The sequence below is a fragment of the Planktothrix agardhii genome (assembly GCF_904830935.1).
Taxonomy (GTDB): Bacteria; Cyanobacteriota; Cyanobacteriia; order Cyanobacteriales; family Microcoleaceae; genus Planktothrix; species Planktothrix agardhii.
This window is the reverse complement of record NZ_LR882952.1, coordinates 4,540,823-4,554,484: the sequence shown is the minus strand read 5'-3', so window position 1 is coordinate 4,554,484 and position 13,662 is coordinate 4,540,823. Positions and strand designations below refer to the sequence as shown.

14 protein-coding genes are annotated in these 13,662 nt (G+C 38.8%); 1 reads left to right on the top strand and 13 read right to left on the bottom strand.

Features of this window, described 5'->3' with window-relative positions:
- Positions 1-2: 2 nt before the first annotated feature.
- The 11 genes from NMG88_RS20800 to NMG88_RS20750 all read right to left on the bottom strand — a co-directional run bounded on the left by NMG88_RS20800 (position 3) and on the right by NMG88_RS20750 (position 10,074).
- Positions 3-848, bottom strand: a complete 846-nt coding sequence (locus NMG88_RS20800; RefSeq protein WP_042156470.1) for a M56 family metallopeptidase — start codon at positions 846-848, stop codon at positions 3-5.
- Positions 848-1,270, bottom strand: coding sequence for a BlaI/MecI/CopY family transcriptional regulator (locus NMG88_RS20795; RefSeq protein WP_026787590.1), 423 nt, complete (start codon positions 1,268-1,270; stop codon positions 848-850). The genes NMG88_RS20800 and NMG88_RS20795 overlap by 1 nt, the downstream gene beginning before the upstream one ends.
- 171 nt (positions 1,271-1,441) lie before the next feature.
- Positions 1,442-1,777 carry a cytochrome c6 PetJ gene (gene petJ, locus NMG88_RS20790; protein WP_026787591.1) on the bottom strand — a complete coding sequence of 112 codons (336 nt, stop codon included), beginning with the start codon at positions 1,775-1,777 and terminating at the stop codon, positions 1,442-1,444.
- A gap of 118 nt (positions 1,778-1,895) precedes the next feature.
- Positions 1,896-3,800: a hypothetical protein gene (locus NMG88_RS20785; protein WP_227398112.1), complete on the bottom strand. Its 1,905-nt coding sequence runs from the start codon at positions 3,798-3,800 to the stop codon at positions 1,896-1,898.
- Positions 3,801-3,831: 31 nt separating this feature from the next.
- Positions 3,832-4,785, bottom strand: coding sequence for a lysylphosphatidylglycerol synthase domain-containing protein (locus tag NMG88_RS20780; protein ID WP_201799587.1), 954 nt, complete (start codon positions 4,783-4,785; stop codon positions 3,832-3,834).
- Positions 4,785-5,195, bottom strand: coding sequence for a lysozyme inhibitor LprI family protein (locus NMG88_RS20775; protein WP_026787593.1), 411 nt, complete (start codon positions 5,193-5,195; stop codon positions 4,785-4,787). Before NMG88_RS20775 ends, NMG88_RS20780 begins: the two co-directional genes overlap by 1 nt.
- 82 nt (positions 5,196-5,277) lie before the next feature.
- Positions 5,278-6,531, bottom strand: coding sequence for a rod shape-determining protein RodA (gene rodA, locus NMG88_RS20770; protein WP_026787594.1), 1,254 nt, complete (start codon positions 6,529-6,531; stop codon positions 5,278-5,280).
- 25 nt (positions 6,532-6,556) lie between these two features.
- A complete protein-coding gene (locus NMG88_RS20765) occupies positions 6,557-6,907 on the bottom strand; it encodes a VOC family protein (protein WP_026787595.1) in 351 nt (116 codons plus the stop codon).
- A 79-nt stretch (positions 6,908-6,986) separates the two neighbouring features.
- Positions 6,987-7,895 carry a tetratricopeptide repeat protein gene (locus NMG88_RS20760; RefSeq protein WP_042156465.1) on the bottom strand — a complete coding sequence of 303 codons (909 nt, stop codon included), beginning with the start codon at positions 7,893-7,895 and terminating at the stop codon, positions 6,987-6,989.
- A 126-nt stretch (positions 7,896-8,021) separates the two neighbouring features.
- Positions 8,022-8,636, bottom strand: coding sequence for a pentapeptide repeat-containing protein (locus NMG88_RS20755; protein WP_026787597.1), 615 nt, complete (start codon positions 8,634-8,636; stop codon positions 8,022-8,024).
- A 22-nt stretch (positions 8,637-8,658) separates the two neighbouring features.
- Complete coding sequence (locus tag NMG88_RS20750; protein ID WP_235752009.1) at positions 8,659-10,074, bottom strand: HD domain-containing phosphohydrolase; 1,416 nt, start codon at positions 10,072-10,074, stop codon at positions 8,659-8,661.
- A 192-nt stretch (positions 10,075-10,266) separates the two neighbouring features.
- Between NMG88_RS20750 and NMG88_RS20745 the strand changes: the two genes are divergently transcribed.
- Positions 10,267-11,049 (top strand): calcium-binding protein, encoded by a 783-nt coding sequence (locus NMG88_RS20745; protein ID WP_051319792.1) that lies wholly within the window; start codon positions 10,267-10,269, stop codon positions 11,047-11,049.
- A gap of 7 nt (positions 11,050-11,056) precedes the next feature.
- Here NMG88_RS20745 and NMG88_RS20740 read toward each other — a convergent pair whose 3' ends face one another.
- Both NMG88_RS20740 and fba read right to left on the bottom strand, forming a co-directional pair.
- Positions 11,057-12,151: a sensor histidine kinase gene (locus NMG88_RS20740; RefSeq protein WP_087882223.1), complete on the bottom strand. Its 1,095-nt coding sequence runs from the start codon at positions 12,149-12,151 to the stop codon at positions 11,057-11,059.
- Between the two features lie 376 nt (positions 12,152-12,527).
- Entirely contained in the window at positions 12,528-13,607 is a 1,080-nt protein-coding gene (gene fba, locus NMG88_RS20735; protein WP_026793361.1) for a class II fructose-bisphosphate aldolase, read from the bottom strand.
- Between the last annotated feature and the right edge of the window lie 55 nt (positions 13,608-13,662).

Genomic DNA, 13,662 nt, shown 5'->3' with positions numbered 1-13,662 from the left:
GATTAGGAATAATGGAAGGGGACTGTAATCCAAGGTAAACAGACCCAAAATAGTAATATCCACACCCACCATCCCCAGGTTAAAGGAGCAGAATCTTCCATTAGAATTGCATCTATTCTTTCTTCTAAACGACTACTACGAATGGAACAACTAAAGGATAAATTGCCATAATCGGGAGATTCAAAAGGAGCTTTAGCAAGATATAATAGGGATTCTGCTAATACTAAAGCGTCAACTTGTTGGGTGGCGTAACGATCAGCCCGCATTTCCCTTAATAATAGTAATTCTTGCCAGAGTTGGTTGGTATTAGGAAGCCAAATGGTTAAAGTTTGTAGCCAGCCTAATGCAAAAAACCAGAAAGTATCTCGATAGTTTAAATGGGCTTGTTCATGGGCAATCACTGCTTCTAAATGGGTCTCATCTAAGAGGTTTAATAATCCTCTACTAACTACCAATTTCGGCTGCCAAAATCCAATTTGAGCGCTATAGGGAAAATCATCCTCTAAAATTCGTGCTGTTTTTCCCATCACAAGCTGTTGAGATAGGCGATGAATTCGGTATTGAGATTGCCACAATTGACCGATTAACTTAATAACCGTTAATATTCCCCAACCGATAAATCCCAAAGCCAGAAAATAACTAAACCAACTGGCTTGAAGTCCCAACATTTCCCCCTTTGTTCCCATCGATAATACCGCCAAAGCGGTCATCAATAAAACCAAAGGTGGACAGACAAACAAAAATAGAGATTTTTGCCAGCGTTGATGCCAATTTTCCCCTTGAGACAATGGGATAAGTCGCAAACCGACCGCGCATCCTAGGGCGAATAAAATAATCATTAAGTGCATTATTGTTGTCCCTCCCGTTGGCGACGAATAGCATCAAGGCGTGAGGCAATGGCATCAATTTGATCTAAACTTGCAGTATCTAAACTATCAGCAAAAGAAGCAACTATATCGGGATTACCTATGGCTAAAAATCTATTTAAACGATCATAAGCTAAAATAGCCTGGGCTTGTTCACGGGTGAGTAAAGCTTGCCAATAAAAAGCCCGCTCCTGTTTATTGCAAGTTAACCAACCCTTATCTGTTAAACGACGCAATACTGTTGTTACTGAAGTATAAGCTAATTCTCGATTTGGGTCAGATAAAATCCGTTCATGGACGTCTTTAACCGTGGTTATACCCAATTCCCAGACTATTTCTAGGATTTCCGTTTCTAACGGGCCGAGGGAAAGTTGCCGAGGACGATAATTAGGCAAAGGAGCCATAGGAAATACATAAAAATAAGACTAATTATTTACTGTAACAGATTATTTGAACCAAAATCAAGTTTTCCTAATTTCTTAACTCAATGCAAAAAAACAGAAAACCTCCCAAAACTATAATTAATTAAAGAGCTTAAGAGGTTTAACTGTATTAAAATCCCAGGTTAATTTAGATTACTTTTTCCAGTCTTTATCCGCTTGAGCTAATACATAAGCGGCAACATCGGCAATTTGATTGTCTTTTAAACGACCTTTGAAGCTAGGCATGGCTGCTTTCCCATTTGTTACTTGGGTTATAATTGCCTGGAGATCATACATCCCATATTTTTCCAGATCCGATTTTTTCAAAGTTTTGCTCGCATTAATTAAGTTTCTCCCCCCGGCGTGACAAGATGCACAATTTGACGCAAATATTTTAGCTCCACTTGCTAAATCGGCGGCGAAGGCACTGGGAACAAAAGTTAAAATAGCGACGGTCATGACTAACAAAACTGAAATTATTTTTTTCATCGGTGTTCTCCTGTTGGGAAATTGAATCAATTATTCTATGGTGCAAAATGGGTTCCCCCTTGTCAAAAGACAGGCCGTCAAACTTGTCCCTCTCCAGGGGAAAAGCCATCGCTTGATTTTATGAATCTGGACTCGGAGAAATTTGTTTATTGTCTTCGATGTTAACTGTTTTAATGATTTGTTTAGCTTCTAAATCTTTAACTTGATTGGATTTTAACCCTTCTAACCACTTGACTAAAATTAGTTCGGCATCATCAAAAATTTGTTCTTTTTGTAATTCTATTCTTAATGTATCTACGAACTGTCGTGTCAGGCGTTTTTGTAACTGTATGGCGATAAAATCTGGAGGTTTGTTTTTTCCTGCTTCCAGGGATTTTTTAGGACTTTCTGAAATGGTAATTGCAATTTTTTTAACAAAACTATCAGCAACTTGTTGAGGAAAATTTCCGATCAAAGGAATTTTATTTAATCCTTTATAAATCGCAGACTGTTGAATCGAGTTAGTGACTTGATAGTGTAGGTAAGCTTCTAATTCAGGACGAATTGTGGGTAACACTTTAGCAATTGTAATTTCAACAATTTGGTTAGAAATTCCGGGGGGAGACTGGGATTCGAGTTCAATATCTTCTAAGGAAATAGATTGATAGGAAGAAGGAGGATTAACTAACTTTTTCAGGCTTCCTTGTTTAACAAAATCTTTAATTTTATCAACCCCTTGATTCACCAAAACTTGAACTAATTCCTGAGCAAAACTATAGATTATTTTTAATTTTAGGTAATCAATAGTTGGTTGTAAACTCGGAAAATTGGCTCGATTTAAGTGATAAATGGCTGAAATAAAACGTAAAAATAATAATTTAGGAATTAACAAAAATACATAATACCATAATTTTAAAATTGCCTCCCTTAGTGTTAGTTGGGGTTGGCGAGAACGAAGAACATAGATTTCCATTAAGAAGATTAAGAAAAACAGGCTGATCCAAGGTAAATCAATCAACCAAAATCGATTCACAAATTGACCATTTAAACTCAATTGTCGAAAATAGAATGACTCCATTAAACTTTGAATATCATTTTCAAAAAATTTGAGTTCTTTTTCCCATCCTTGTTTTTCTAAATTTTCCACACTCCAAAAGACATAAAAAGCCTGTCTGGAGGAGCGATCAGCCCAAATTAACTCCGGGGCTAAAAAATTTAATAGGTTAATTTTATATAAAAATTTTAAGGTAGGAGTTAGCCGAGTTGTCACCCTGGGATCTCGACTATAGATATGATTAATCATGCGATATTTCGCTTCTGTTAATGGCCCTAAATTATGTTCTAATTGTAAAAAATAAGTCCGATCAATAATCTTAGCACTTGATTCTCGTAGATCTTTGAGTAAAGTTTCGGCTTTCGGGGTATTTAACTCATTGTATTTTAAATAAACTTTTAATTCGGAAACTTTAACTAAATAACTTTGAGTCATACGATCGGGTTCAATCCCTTTAATAATATCATAGGTTAAACTGGGTTCATTAAATAAAATTAAAAATCTAATATTTTGATTGAAAAAAATTAACTCTTTTTGCCATTGTTTTTGATTGAAAAAATCAGGACTCCAGAAGGTTTCCAAGGCTTGCTGAAAATTATTAATTTTGACATGGTTCTGAAAGCGTTTTTGAATTTCTACTAAAGTTCCATAGGAATTTAAAACCCGAAATGGGGGATTTTCTATAAATATTTGTAAACTCGATTCACGAATATTTTTTAATGCTAACTTAACTTCTTTAGACTCAATTCCAAATTGATTAATTGTTTTTTCAAGTTGATCAACTTGCTGCAAATATTGATTTTTAGGTGTATTTTCAGATTGGGCTTGATGTTGACTCCATTGTAAATAAAATCGACGAAGTTTAATATAACTTAAATCAAAAACGACTAAACAAAAATTAGCCGTAACAATCAGAGCTAAAATTCTAGCGACGAGGAGAGATAAACCTGTACGTTGAGTAGAAATTGGGGGTTCAAATTTCGTCGTCATAATCACCTATAGCGGATAACTTTTAAACAGCTTAGTGATGCTTTTTTAGTTCATTAATTCCCAGTAATATAGTTGCGACAATCATTGGAAGTAGATAATAAATGGCACGATAGGCTAATAAAGATCCTAAAACATTAGCTGGATTTACTTGAGAAGAAACCAAGGTTAAAACCACAGTTTCAAAGACCCCTAAACCTCCTGGAATATTACTAACCATACTAGCCGTCATTGCTAATAAATAAATGCTAAAACAACTGAGATAAGAAGCGGTGCTACCTTCAGGTAATAATACATATAAAACCCCGGCGGCGGCTCCCCAATCTACGGAGGCAAAAGCAATTAAAGCCAGTGAAACACTGACGGTAGGAAAGTTTAATTCTAATTCTCCAAGTTTGACAGGTTTATGATTAAAACTTGCCCATAATAGATAGACTCCAATGATGAGAAGAAAGATGATTCCCACCGGACGAACTGAAACAAAGGGTAAATCTAAAATACTGGGAACCTTTAAGGGGGTCAACAGAAAAACTAATCCACAGACTCCCAATAATCCTAACCAAAATGTTAAGTTAGTAAAGGCAATTACCTGGGCAATTATACCTGGAGGAACACGCCATTTTGAATATAACCGATAACGAACGGCACTCCCTGTCAATAGGGACAAACCAACATTATTACTAATTGCATAACTGGTAAATGCACCGAGGGCGACTTTAACATAATTCAGGGGAAACCCGATATAAATAAACGCTAAAATATCATAAGCTGTGGTCATTAAATAACTGGTTGTCATTAGGGCAATTGCACCCAGCCTATTAATTTTAGGAATATTAGATAGACTAATCAAAACATCATCTATAGAATATTTTTCCAGCTTTTGGCTAATGGCCCAAATCGAGAGACAAAATAGAAAAAAGCCGAGAAGAGAAGGCACAATCTTACGCATTCGATTCATCTCGGAATTTAACCCTAAACTGTTGGACATTACTTAATTTTAGCTAAATAGTCTTGCAAATCTTGAACCCTTTGCTGAGTTACTTTTGCTAAACATAGGGTTAAAAATAAAGGTTCGGCTGTACCCCCTAAAACTTGACTCGATTCAAAACTACAGGTTTTGTCTCGAAAGGAAATCCAAGCTCTTTGGGCTTCAATTAACCGTTTTTTGCGTTCGGGAGATAATTGACCGATGAGTTTTTGGTAAGTTTGATTCAGCTTTTGATCCGCGATTTGATATTGATCAGAGGCACATTTTCGCATTTCTAAAGTATTGCCATCGGGCTTACACTGAACATTTTGGGCAATCAATGTTTCAGGTGTGGCTAAACTCAGATTTACAAAAGCCGTAAAGTTGGCAATTATAAATACCAGAAAACAAACTTGTAATGTTTTTCGCATAGAGTAAGAAAGAATGGATTTTTTAAGAAAAAAAGTGTTAAGTTAAGGCAATATTTCCTATAGGTATTAAAGGTAAAATTGCTTAAAGATTAAGCTTTTGCCGGTAGTTAGCCACCGATTGTACAATCCCAATGGCTATCCAATTACTCAGTAATGAAGATCGACCATAGCTTAAGAAAGGTAGAGGAATTCCGGTAACTGGTGCTATGCCAATATTCATCCCAATGTTAACAAACACCTGAAACAATAACATACAAAGGACTCCAATAGCAATTAAAGATCCAAAAGAATCCTTAGCAGTTTGGGCAATAATCACTAGACGTAAACAGATAAACCAAAAAATAGCTAATACTGCAATGCAACCGATCAAACCCAACTCCTCACCGATGGCGGAAAAGATAAAATCCGTATGTTGTTCAGGAATAAAATTCAATTGAGTTTGAGTCCCATGATTAAGTCCCCGTCCATATAATTGTCCCGCACCAATGGCAATTCGAGACTGAATTAAATGATAACCACTCCCCAAGGGATCTTGTTCAGGATTCAAAAACCCAATCAGTCGCATTTTTTGATAGTCTTGCAACACATTCCAGAGAATATGGCTTAACTCTCCGGCTCCTAAATTCACTAATAGAGCTAAAGGGCCAGTCAGCCATCGCCAAGGGAGACTCCACCAACCGACAAAACCCATTAATACAACCCAAACAATTCCCGCCGGAAGATAGACATTAAAAATAATTGCAGTGATCACTGGAGAAAGGAGCAAAATCAACCAACCAGGATGAATATTACCCCAATACATCATCCCTAAAGTAATCGCACCAAACACTAAAGAAGTTCCCAAGTTAGGTTCAATAAAAACCAGCCCCCAAGGAACAGCAGCGATCGCTAAAATCCGAATCATATCCCTCAAATTTGGATTTTTTAACTCTTGGAGTAGGGCTGCTAAAGTAATAATAATTCCGACCTTAGCAAACTCCGAGGGTTGGACATGAAAACCCGCAATATTAATCCATCGTTGCGCCCCTAATGCCGTTGTCCCAATAATTTGTACCGCAACCAACGATAAATTTGTGATTCCATAAATCACCCATTTCCACTGAATCAGACGTTCATAACGACAACGGGAAAAAATCAAAGCTAAAGTTAAACCAATCGCTCCCGTCACCCAATGTTGCCACCAATCAGTTAAACCTTGATTTAACTCCACACTGCGGATCATAATTCCTGCAAATACGGTGAGAAGAAGACAGGCTCCCATCAGCCACAAATCTACCTCAACCCGAGTATAAAACATTGAACTCCGGCGACTTCCCCATCGAATTTTTTGAAACATAGTTTTTAGTTAAAACGCCCTTAACTCATTTAATGGGTTCATACAGGTATTCAAAGCCATTTCCGTCAAGATCTCGCCCATAAAAGGAAGCCGTACCATCCCGATGTTCATGAATTGTTGTCACCGGAATCCCTTGAGCCTTTAAGCTATGATAGGCACTTTCCATCTCGGTGCGATCGCTAAATACAAAACCAAAGTGAGGGCCAGCTTGATCATAACCCGGACTCAGTAAAGCTAATCCATCCTCACCCGCTTTTAAATAAGCCCAGTCCGTATCCTTCCAAACCAAATCCATCCCTAAGTTTTGATAAAACGCTGCGGATGAGTCGATATCATTCACACAAATAGCAACATGGCCTAGACGTTTCAAGTTCATAATTAGATTGAAAAAATTAACGTTTCCCTAACTATATTCTAGGGAATATAACTAGATTTTGCAGGAGAAAGCCACCAGTTTACTCGGCCGATTTTTTGGGTGCAGAATTAGCTTCCGGTTTAGTTTCCAAAGCATTAGGAGAACCGGGTTTAACAGACTTAGCTGGAGCTATACTACTACCAGCTTGTTTTTGAATTTGATCTTTATAAACTGCTGGGGCTAAATCCACCGCTTTAGCGAATAAAGGTTCCGCTTCTCCCGCATTTCCCTGTTCTTTTAAAACTAGAGCTTTGGCAAAAACTGGACGAAAATCTTTCTCATCATTTTTGATCGCTTCATCATAAATAGCGATCGCCTCATCATAGCGTTTATCCTCTGCATAAACCTGTCCCAAAATTAACTGCACCGACATTTCATCAATCGTATTGGGTACAGTTTGATTCGCATTTGCAGCCGATTTCAGGGTATCCTGTAATAATCCAATTGCCGCTTCTGGACGTTTTTGTTGTAGGAATAAATTTGCTAAACCTTGTAAGGCTTGAATATCTCCGGGTTGACTGGCTAAAACAGTACGATAGGTTTGAGCCGCTCCTTCTTGATCTCCGGTATAGGCTTTCGCCTGTGCCAATAAAACACTGTAGCGTGTATCTTCAGGGTGTTTTTTTGCCAGTTTCTCTAAAGGTTCAATCACATCCTTCATTTCGGCTTGCTTAAACCGAATTAGTTCTAACCTGGCTTGTAATAAACCCTTCAAAGCCGTTTCGTTATCGGGTTCTCGCTGCAATACTAACTCATAACCCCGGGCTTGTGCTTGTAAATCGGATTGTTTACCCGTTTGAGCCGATTGTGTGGGAGTGGGAGTCGGTTGTTGTTTCGACTGATTGTTCTGGACAATCCCACTAATCAGTGGCCCCATAGAAAATCCCACAAAGGCAATCACCGCTAAAACCAAAACTACACTAATCAACCCACGACGTTTATCTACCATGAAACTCAATCCTGTACATATTAGGCCAACTTCCTTGCAGCTAATATGTTAACAGAAACAGTGTCCACAAGTGCATAGGTGAAAGCATGATATAACAAATTTTAGACCAACTTAAACTAGAAACCATCAACAATTCCCTAACTCTGTTCCTTCCAGACAAGCGCCATCTAAAACCACACCTAGAAATAAGGTTTGTTCCAGAATTGCACATAGTAAATTAGCCCGTTCTAAATTTGTTCCTCGCAACACCGCGCCGGATAAATTAGCTTCTTCTAAATCAGCTTGAGATAAATCTGCACCGGATAAATTAGTATTTCTTAAATCCGCTTGATATAAAATTCCTTGGGATAAATTAACACCGCGTAAATCTGCACCCCTTAAATCAATACCACTTAAATCCAAATTTCCACAGGTGGCCCCGGTTAAAAAAGCTCCAGCAAAACTCGCTTCTTTTACCTCAACATCGAATAGAATAGCCCCCCTTAAATCAGCATTTCTCAAGTCAGCCCCAGATAAATTAGCCCCGGATAAATCAGCCCCTCTTAAATTAGCTCGGAGTTGCGCTCCTTGTAAATTAGCCCCGGATAAATTAGCCCCGGATAAATTAGCACCGGACAAATTAGCCCCGGACAAATCAATACCGGACAAATCAATACCGGATAAATTCATATTAGTCAGGTCTTTAATATTTCCTTGTTTAATGGCATTAAAATCAACCGATAATGTGCGAGTCATAGTCATAATCAATGATGATTGAAACAACTTAAATTGTAGATTCTTTTTGATGTTTAGATTTAGAAGTTAACTCCTCCTCTAACCAAATATTCGGTAATTGACAGGGTTGAGTTGGCAATTGCATCAACCCTATTTCCGTTAATTTTACAACGGTTTTTAAAGATTCAATTATGGCTGGATCAAACCGAGTTCCACTCAACTCCTGACATTTTTCTAGCGCTTCACTTAAACCCAAAGCCGGACGTTTACCACGGCGTTGAATAAAGGCTTGAAAATAAGCTACAACGGCTAAAATTCGGGATTTAATATCAATTTCTTCTCCTTTTAAACCATTGGGTTTGCCCGTGCCGTCCCAATGTTCTAAATAATAATACACGACATCCCGAACTTCCGATAATTCTGGCATAGATTCCAATAATCTAGCCCCAATTAATGTCCGTTCTGACCAAAACCTTTTCGTGGCATCATCCATTTCTTCCGGGGTTTGATTAAACACCTCATCCGGTGCTGATGCTAACCCAATTCTATATAATAATCCCGCTAACCGTAACCGCCTTAAAGTCACCGTAGGCAAATCTAAAATTTGACCAATGGTTTCTGATAAAGCTGCTACTTGTAAGGAAGCACAGGGGTTATCGTGATCTCGTTCATCCACCCGTTGTGCCATTCTTAAAAACGCCTGTAATTTATTGCCACTAATATTCCGGCTGACTCGTTTGGCTTGCCCTTCTAATTCCCATAATTCCCGGGTTTGGCGGTTAACGGTAATTAATTCTTGTTGAGAAGATTGTAAATAACTAACAATCCGAGAAACCACGCTGGTTAAATCAGGAATCTGGTGATAAGGTGTAGCTACAATTTGCTGATGTTGTGCCAATAAATTATCTGCTAATTCGGGATTATATGGTCGAAAACGCTCAATTAAAATTTCAGCAGCTTTCCGAACTAATTTCTGATCAAATGTCCATAATCCATAAAACTTTCGTTCAGTATCAATAGTGGGTTGACTATGAGCCGGATATTCTTCCAACATCAATTCATGGCACAATACCATAGTGGTATAGCTCGGAGCTAAAATAATTAAATTCCACTCCATCACTAAACTATCAGAAGGGTCTAAATTAATTAAAGAAACATTCTCTAATTGCCCGGTGCGATGGGTCAAAAATCCACTATCCGCAACGGCACTAATCACAACATGGCGACAAGATTGAACCATATCAAAATACCGTTCGGCTTCTTGAAGATACCATTTTCCCTCCTGAAATGTGACTAATACTAGAGGTTGTTGATCCGGTGTGGCATCACTATTTTGTAAAATGTGATCTTCGAGGGCATGACACAGGGCAACTAGGGTATTTTTGAAGTAAACACCGTAACTAGAAGGCATTTGACCATCCCCAAGGGATGATTTAAGCTGATTGAGCGTGGATTCTGGATTCATTGGCAAAAGCGAGTCCCGACTATTCCTTAAATCTTAACTGTTATGGGCAGAATTTCAGGGTCAATCATGAAAAATTTTCATTTTCTCGTCGAGATCGCCCCCAATCCAGGGTAGGATCAATCACCGTAAGATGTTATTGCTTTTGAAACCCAGTGATTTCCTTTGCCCTAATGTTTTAGGGAGAGTCGATTTATGACAATGCAACCAGATTTTTCATCTCTATCTGTTTCACAACCTGTGCCAATGTCCACAGGGACTACAACTTCCCTAGTGGGGGTTAATATTATTACGATTACCCAAAAAGATGTCAATAGAAAGGGTCAATATATTGGCACAAGTGGCCCAGATTATATTCAAGTCTCTCCGTTTCTTGCCCCGTTTAACTTTGCCATTTATGGTTTAGAGGAGCAGGATACCCTATCGGGAGGTGCTGGAGATGATAGTTTATTTGGAGGGAAAGGAAACGATTCTTTAATCGGTTTAAATGGCAATGATATTATTCAAGGAAATTTAGGTGCGGATTATATTAATAGCGGAGATGGGAATGATTCTGTTTATGGAGGACAGGGAAATGATACCCTTTTGGGCGGAGGAGGAAATGATTATCTGGCCGGAGATAAAGGGATAAATCAGTTAACCGGAGGATTTGGGATTGACAACTTTTCGGTTCGTGCTTTTCCTCCCGAAAATACAGGTTCTTCATCCAATTTTATTCCCACTAATGCAGATATAATTACGGATTTTACCCCCGGAGAAGATCTAATTATTGTTAGTGGAGTTCCTTCTTTTGCTCAGTTGCGTTTAACCTCCATTCCCCCAGAAGCTGTGCGAGGGGTATTTCCTAGTATTGAACGTACCCTTGGCGGTGGAACTTTAATTGAAGTTCAAGGCACAGGTCAAATTATTGGCTTTTTAGAAAATATTCAACCCCAACAATTATTAACATCTTCCTTTCTCTTTTTCCCGACTCCTTGAGGTTAGTTTATTCGTTTAAATATGAATTGTAGGTTTCTCCATCACTTAAGGGTAAAAAGATTTCAATGATGGTTCCTTGATTCTTCCCTGGACTAACTAATTGAATTCTACCTCCCATCATTTCGACTAAATTTTTTGAAATTGCTAATCCCAATCCGGTACTTCCTAGGGTGTGGAGTCGAGATTCATCTTCCACCACAAAGGGTTGAAATAGTTTTTCTTGAATGTGAGGTGAAATCCCAATTCCCGTATCCTTAATCGTAATCACAGCTATTTCTTCACTCTCTTGTGTTTGAGGATGATTACCATGACGAATTTCTGTACTAATTGAAATACTGCCTCGGTCTGTAAATTTAATGGCATTCCCAATAATATTAATGAAAATTTGCTTAAGTTTTGTGGGGTCAGCTTTGACATTAATTCGGTGGGAATAATCCTGTTTATAGAGTCGTAATCCTTTTTGACGAATATTAGAAAATTGTAGGTAAAGAGCGGCCGTTAAACACGCCTGTAAATCAATAGTTTTAATATCAAAAGAAATTCTACCTTCTTCAATTCGAGCTAAGTCTAAAACCTGATTAATTAACGTTAATAGATGCAGGGAAGAATCATGGGCTTGTTTTAAAAGCTCCAGTTCTTCATCTCGATCATCACATAAATCATCCAATAGGAGTTGTAAGGAACCAATAATCCCATTCATCGGAGTTCTTAACTCATGGGATGTTTGCCTCAGAAAATCATCTTTTCGATGATTCATCTCCTGCAAAACTTTATTTTTAGATTCAAGATTGCTATATTTTTCAACCGTTGTTTTCAGTTGTTTTCCTAGATCATGTTTTTCTAGTAAAAACCGTTCTTTCGTAGTTTGTAATAGTGCCTCTAAGGAAGCATTTTTTTGTTTTAACTGTTGCAGATTTTGATAATAAATTAACGCCATTAGAGAACTGAAAAAAGCCACTAATACGGAAACAATCGGTATCAATACTTTGGATACCGAAAAACTGTGAGCAAGATAAGCAATAACTCCCAATGCTATCAAAGCTATTATAGCAATTGGCACTCCTCGCTTTAGCTCCATTGATTGTCTGAGCTTTTGCCCCATATATTACACCCGTCAGTTGCTCCAAAGGTTAATTTTTAGCGATATAGCAGGGAACAGCGGAACACCGGAACAGCCCCCCAAACCCCCCGTGCACGGCCAGGGGGAAAACACTTTACCGTCTGGGTTCCAATATCCGTCTGGTGTCTTAACTGCCTTGGCGGTTGCTATATTAAAACTTCCCCTCCTATGCTATCTTGCAAAGTTGATTTTGAAATCCCCCTTTTTTTGCCAGGACGGAAATCTTAATCACTGAGTTTCAAATCAAAATTAAGCCCTGAAGCGCTTACTACAAGGAAAAACCTGGCCTCTTTTTTAAGAAACCAGGCTTTCAATTCATCAACTTAGATGATTTAAAGCTAAAATCAGGGCCGATTAATTAAACTGCCACAGCCGTTTTAGTAGTAGCACTCAATTCACCTTTAGCGTACTTAGCTGCAAACTCATCTAAAGTTTGAACTTTGATCTTATCTGCATTACCCGCAGAACCGAATTGATTATAACGATCCGCACAAACTTGCTTCATATATTTGATAGAAGGTTTCAGGAAGTGACGGGGATCAAAGTTAGAAGGATCTGAGAAAGCCGCTTCTCGGAAGGCTGCGGTAATCGCTAAACGGTTGTCAGTATCAATATTAACTTTCCGAACACCGCTCTTAATTCCTTTTTGGATTTCTTCCACAGGAACCCCATAGGTTTCAGGGATTTGACCACCGTATTTGTTGATGATTTCTAACAAATTTTCAGGAACAGAAGAAGAACCGTGCATCACTAAGTGAGTATTCGGTAAACGACGGTGAATTTCTTCAATGCGACTAATTGCCAAAATTTCACCAGTCGGTTTCCGGGTGAATTTGTAAGCTCCGTGACTGGTGCCAATGGCGATCGCTAAAGCGTCTACTTGGGTACGTTCCACGAACTCAACAGCTTCGTCAGGGTCAGTTAACAACTGTTCCATGGTTAATTTCCCTTCTGCACCGTGACCATCTTCTTTGTCACCTTGCATGGTTTCCAGGGAACCTAAACAACCTAGTTCGCCTTCAACGCTAACACCAATGGAGTGAGCCACTTTCACCACTTCTAAGGTGACAGCCACGTTATATTCAAGGTTGGCGGGGGTTTTACCATCGGCTTTGAGGGAACCATCCATCATCACGCTAGTAAAGCCATGACGCATCGCCGAATAGCAGGTGGCGGGAGAGTTGCCGTGATCTTGGTGCATGGCAATGGGGATGTGGGGATAGGTTTCCACCGCCGCTAAAATCAGGTGGCGTAGGAAGCTTTCGCCCGCATATTGACGAGCGCCGCGAGAAGCTTGCAAAATCACAGGGCTATTAGTTTCTTCCGCAGCCTGCATAATGGCTTGGATCTGCTCCATGTTATTCACATTGTATGCAGGAAGTCCATAATCGTTTTCAGCCGCATGATCTAGCAAAAGCCGCATGGGTACGAGCGCCATAAAATTGCCTCCTAAGTTGTTGTTTTGTAAATTGGTTCCGAGATCGTCCTAATTA

Bases quoted from the DNA above. Each gene is read 5' to 3' on its own strand.
- NMG88_RS20800 (WP_042156470.1), bottom strand. From the start codon at position 848: ATGCACTTAATGATTATTTTATTCGCCCTAGGATGCGCGGTCGGTTTG.
- NMG88_RS20795 (WP_026787590.1), bottom strand. From the start codon at position 1,270: ATGGCTCCTTTGCCTAATTATCGTCCTCGGCAACTTTCCCTCGGCCCG.
- petJ (WP_026787591.1), bottom strand. From the start codon at position 1,777: ATGAAAAAAATAATTTCAGTTTTGTTAGTCATGACCGTCGCTATTTTA.
- NMG88_RS20785 (WP_227398112.1), bottom strand. From the start codon at position 3,800: ATGACGACGAAATTTGAACCCCCAATTTCTACTCAACGTACAGGTTTA.
- NMG88_RS20780 (WP_201799587.1), bottom strand. From the start codon at position 4,785: ATGTCCAACAGTTTAGGGTTAAATTCCGAGATGAATCGAATGCGTAAG.
- NMG88_RS20775 (WP_026787593.1), bottom strand. From the start codon at position 5,195: ATGCGAAAAACATTACAAGTTTGTTTTCTGGTATTTATAATTGCCAAC.
- rodA (WP_026787594.1), bottom strand. From the start codon at position 6,531: ATGTTTCAAAAAATTCGATGGGGAAGTCGCCGGAGTTCAATGTTTTAT.
- NMG88_RS20765 (WP_026787595.1), bottom strand. From the start codon at position 6,907: ATGAACTTGAAACGTCTAGGCCATGTTGCTATTTGTGTGAATGATATC.
- NMG88_RS20760 (WP_042156465.1), bottom strand. From the start codon at position 7,895: ATGGTAGATAAACGTCGTGGGTTGATTAGTGTAGTTTTGGTTTTAGCG.
- NMG88_RS20755 (WP_026787597.1), bottom strand. From the start codon at position 8,636: ATGACTATGACTCGCACATTATCGGTTGATTTTAATGCCATTAAACAA.
- NMG88_RS20750 (WP_235752009.1), bottom strand. From the start codon at position 10,074: ATGAATCCAGAATCCACGCTCAATCAGCTTAAATCATCCCTTGGGGAT.
- NMG88_RS20745 (WP_051319792.1), top strand. From the start codon at position 10,267: ATGACAATGCAACCAGATTTTTCATCTCTATCTGTTTCACAACCTGTG.
- NMG88_RS20740 (WP_087882223.1), bottom strand. From the start codon at position 12,151: ATGGGGCAAAAGCTCAGACAATCAATGGAGCTAAAGCGAGGAGTGCCA.
- fba (WP_026793361.1), bottom strand. From the start codon at position 13,607: ATGGCGCTCGTACCCATGCGGCTTTTGCTAGATCATGCGGCTGAAAAC.